General features: G+C 33.8%; 5 protein-coding genes. All 5 read left to right on the top strand.

Annotation, left to right across the window (positions count from 1 at the left end):
- Positions 1-177: 177 nt before the first annotated feature.
- Positions 178-999: a MetQ/NlpA family ABC transporter substrate-binding protein gene (locus ACI32A_RS00145; protein WP_439752991.1), complete on the top strand. Its 822-nt coding sequence runs from the start codon at positions 178-180 to the stop codon at positions 997-999.
- 89 nt (positions 1,000-1,088) lie between these two features.
- Positions 1,089-2,063 (top strand): methionine ABC transporter ATP-binding protein, encoded by a 975-nt coding sequence (locus ACI32A_RS00140; protein WP_439752990.1) that lies wholly within the window; start codon positions 1,089-1,091, stop codon positions 2,061-2,063.
- Positions 2,056-2,691 (top strand): methionine ABC transporter permease, encoded by a 636-nt coding sequence (locus ACI32A_RS00135; protein ID WP_439752989.1) that lies wholly within the window; start codon positions 2,056-2,058, stop codon positions 2,689-2,691. Before ACI32A_RS00140 ends, ACI32A_RS00135 begins: the two co-directional genes overlap by 8 nt.
- 8 nt (positions 2,692-2,699) lie before the next feature.
- Entirely contained in the window at positions 2,700-3,188 is a 489-nt protein-coding gene (msrA, locus tag ACI32A_RS00130) for a peptide-methionine (S)-S-oxide reductase MsrA (protein ID WP_439752988.1), read from the top strand.
- Between the two features lie 105 nt (positions 3,189-3,293).
- Entirely contained in the window at positions 3,294-4,256 is a 963-nt protein-coding gene (gene pfkA / locus ACI32A_RS00125; protein ID WP_439752987.1) for a 6-phosphofructokinase, read from the top strand.
- The last annotated feature ends 133 nt before the right edge of the window (positions 4,257-4,389 follow it).

The raw sequence follows: 4,389 nt of genomic DNA, 5'->3' as shown, positions 1-4,389 counted from the left end.
TTGCCCGTTATCGCAATAGAGTATAACTTATTTATAGCGTACTTGAAGAGGCACCAATTGAGAAATTGGCGTAAAATTAGGTGGTAACACGTAGAGCACACGTCCTAATAAAGGACGTGTTTTTTTTATCCAGCCTGACCTTTTCAAGAAAGAAAAAAGAAAGAGGAGGAAAAAGCGATGAACAAGTTATTAAAAATTGGTGCCGCGGCTGTATTAGCTGCCAGTGTTTTAGCAGGATGTGGATCTAAATCAGGAAGCAGTGAAGAAGACAAAACAATCAAAGTAGGAGCAACTGCTGTTCCACATGCAATGATTTTAAATGATGTTGTAAAAGATATTTTAGCAGAAGATGGATGGAATTTGGAAGTTGTTGAATTTACAGACTATGTAACACCAAATACATCTTTGGAAGAAGGCGAATTAGATGCCAACTATTTCCAGACTTTAGGATATTTAAAAGATCAGAACGAAACACGTGGACTACATTTGGTAGAAGTAGCTGGTATTCACTATGAACCAATGACTGTTTTTGCCAAAGAAGCAACTTCTGTTGAAGAACTAGAAGATGGAGCGACTATTATTGTTCCAAATGATTTTGATAACGAAAAACGTGCCTTAACGGTATTAGATCAAGCCGGATTAATTGATTACGATGCTTCTTTAGTAGCTGATGATGGTTCTCCATTAGATGGAATTGTTGAAAACTCTAAAAATTTTAAAATTCAGGAAGTAGAAGCGGCTTCTGTTCCTCAATACAATGACGATGCAGCTGCATTGGTTGTTAATGGAAACTATGCACTTGAAGCTAATTTAAAAGACTCTGCCAATGCGATTTTTGTTGAAACACCAGATATTGAAGCTCGTACAAATTATGTAGTTGTTAAAGAAGGAAATGAAGAATCCGAGAAAACAAAGGCATTAGTTAAAGCGATTACATCTCAAGAAGTCAAAGACTATATTGAAGAAAATTATGGTAGTGCAGTAGTTTGTGTATTTTAATAAATAAAATTGAGGCACGTAATCCGTGCCTCTCTAGTTTTATGAAATGATGGATTGATTTTATAAAACTAGAGACAGGAGGAAAGAAAATGATTCAAGTAAATAATTTATGTAAAAGCTTTGGTGAATTAGATGTTATCAAGGATGTATCTTTTCATATAGAACAAGGCGATATTTTTGGCATTATTGGACAATCCGGAGCCGGAAAATCCACTTTATTACGTTGTTTTAATGGATTGGAAGACTATCAAAGTGGAAGTATTGTTGCCTTAGGAAAAGAAGTAAAATCTTTAAATAAAAAAGACTTGCAACTTATGCAAAAAGATATGGGAATGATATTTCAAAACTTTAATTTATTAAATCGATTAACAGTATATGAAAATATTGCTTTACCGCTTCGTTTCTGGAAAAAGAATCCAAAAGATTCAGAAAATGATACACGTATTCATGAGTTATTAAAATTAGTAGGTTTAGAAGATAAAATTAATAGTAAACCAAGAGAATTATCGGGAGGACAAAAACAACGTGTTGCCATTGCCCGTGCCTTGGTTTTAAATCCAAAAATTTTATTATGTGACGAAGCAACTAGTGCCTTAGACCCTAAAATCACACAGGATATTTTATCTCTTCTTCAAAAAATCAATGATGAATTGGGAATAACGATTGTTGTTGTAACCCACCAAATGGAAGTTGTAAAACAAATTTGTAATAAAATGGTGTTCTTAAAACAAGGAAAAATTGTAGCACAGGGAAAACCAGAAGAATTATTTGTTTCCTCAAATGAAGATATTTTGGATTTTACAGGCCACGATGGAGAGATTCTTCCATCAACAGGTGTTAACATTAAATTATTTTTCTTAAACAGCAATTCAAAATCACATACCATTACTTCACTGGCACGAGAACTACAGATTGATTTCGACATCTGCCAAGGAAAATTAGAAAACTTCAGGGGACGTATTTTAGGTTCTTTGATTATTAATATTGAAGAAAAAGACAAAGAAAAAGTCTTAGATTATTTAAAGAAATGCAACATAGAATGGGAGGTCATTGAAAATGCTTGATACAATGATTACAGCTACCAATCAGACACTATATATGGTATTTGGATCCACATTATTTTCTGTTATTTTAGGATTTATACCCGCTATTATTTTAGTTTTGACAGCACCAGATGGATTAAAACCCAATAAAGCTATTTATCAAGTATTAGATTTTATTGTCAATACATTTCGCTCCTTTCCATTTATTATTTTATTAATATTGGTCATTCCAGTCACAAGAGCTATTGTTGGAACTTCATTAGGATCCACAGCAGCCATTGTTCCATTAACAATCAGTGCCATACCATTTGTGGCCCGCGTCATTGAATCTGCTTTACGCTCCGTAGACCCAGGATTGATTGAAGCAGCCAAATCCTTTGGGGCAACGGACATGCAAATTATTGTTCACGTATATTTTAAAGAAGCTTTTCCAAGCATTGTTTCAGGTATTATTTTAACCATGATTTCAATTATTGGATACACAGCTATGGCTGGTTCCGTTGGTGGAGGGGGACTCGGTGATGTGGCCATTCGTCGAGGATACCAGGCTTATAACTTAAAATACTTATTTGTGACTTCTGTTATTTTGATTGTAATTGTGCAAGTGATTCAAAATGTTGGAAACTATTTATATAAAAAATTATCATAGGAGAAAATATGAAAACGATTTATTTAGCTGGCGGATGTTTCTGGGGAATGCAAATGTTCTTTGATCAATTTGATTTTGTCAAAGAAACAAGAGTGGGATATGCCAATGGAAATATTGAAAATCCTGTTTATCAAGATGTAAAAGCCCAGAAAACAGGACATGCCGAAACATTAAAAATTGTATATGAAGATGACATTCATCTCGATGAATTACTCAATTATTATTTTGAAGTGATTGATCCAGTTTCCATTAATCGACAAGGCGAAGACGAAGGAAGCTCGTATCGAACAGGAATATATTATGTAGATGAAAAAGATTTACCTGTTATTCAAAAGAAAATTGAAGAAATTCAGAAAAATTATATACAAAAAATTGCTGTGGAAGTACAACCACTAAAGAGTTTCTATGACGCAGAAGAATATCATCAAAAATATTTAGAAAAAAATCCAGGAGGGTATTGTCACATTCCACGTGAACTACTCACAAAATATAAATAAATTTTTAAGCGCTTACATCTAGATTCATTCTTTTTTCTGAAATTAAGATATGATATATTATAAATAACGAAAAGAATTTCAAAAATCTTTGGAGGATCAAATCAAATGATTAAAAGAATTGGTATTTTAACATCCGGTGGAGATTCACCTGGAATGAATGCTGCCATTCGTGCGGTAACACGCGTGGGAATTAATAGTGGTTTGGAAGTTTTTGGTATTTATAATGGATATAAAGGAATGACAGAAGGATATATTGAACCTTTAACTCGTGATTCTGTATCGCAAATCTCAAATCGAGGAGGCACTATTTTAGGATCCGCTCGTCTTCCTGAATTTAAAGATGTGGCAGTACGTGAAAAAGCCATTAAACAATTGAAAAAACGAGGAATTGAAGCTGTTGTTGTAATTGGAGGAGATGGTTCCTATCGAGGTGCTCTTTCTTTAACACAAATGGGAATCAACTGCATTGGATTACCAGGAACCATTGACAATGATATTACATGTACAGATTATACCATTGGATTTTATACAGCATTACAAACCATTGTAGAAGCTGTCGATAAATTACGTGATACATCAAATTCACATCACCGCTGTTCCATTATTGAAGTTATGGGAAATCGCTGTGGAGACTTAGCACTGTATGCAGGAATTACATGTGGAGCTGATATTGTTATCACAAAAGATACAGGCTTCAATGAAGCCGATGTATTGGATCGCTTACGTGAATTGGATACCATTCGTAAGAAAAAACATGCCATTGTCATCATCAGTGAAAAAATTACAGATGTTGATGAATTTGCGAAAAAAGTATCCTTAAATACAGGATTCTCTGGAAGAGCTACTGTATTAGGACACATTCAACGTGGTGGATCACCTTGTCCGTTTGATCGTTTATTAGCCAGTCAAATGGGAGAAAAAGCTGTGGATTTATTGATGCAGGGAATTGGTGGACAATGTGTTTGTATTCGAGACAATAAAATTGTTTCTTATCCAATTGAAAAAGCACTGAAGATGCCTTCTGATTCAAGAAAACCACTCACAAATTTATTCGAACGATTAATTTAAAGTCAGTTTATAACTGGCTTTTTATTTTATAAAAAAGACTGGATAAGTTCAGACAATTCTTATCCAGTCAATTTGTTTGAATATTTAAAACTAGATGAGGTCAAAGTCGGCCTTTAAAATCATGAGGTTTTTT

Origin of the sequence: Floccifex sp. (assembly GCF_051873555.1) — a bacterium.
GTDB lineage: Bacteria > Bacillota_I > Bacilli_A > Erysipelotrichales > Erysipelotrichaceae > Floccifex.
This window is presented reverse-complemented; position numbering and strand designations above follow the sequence as displayed.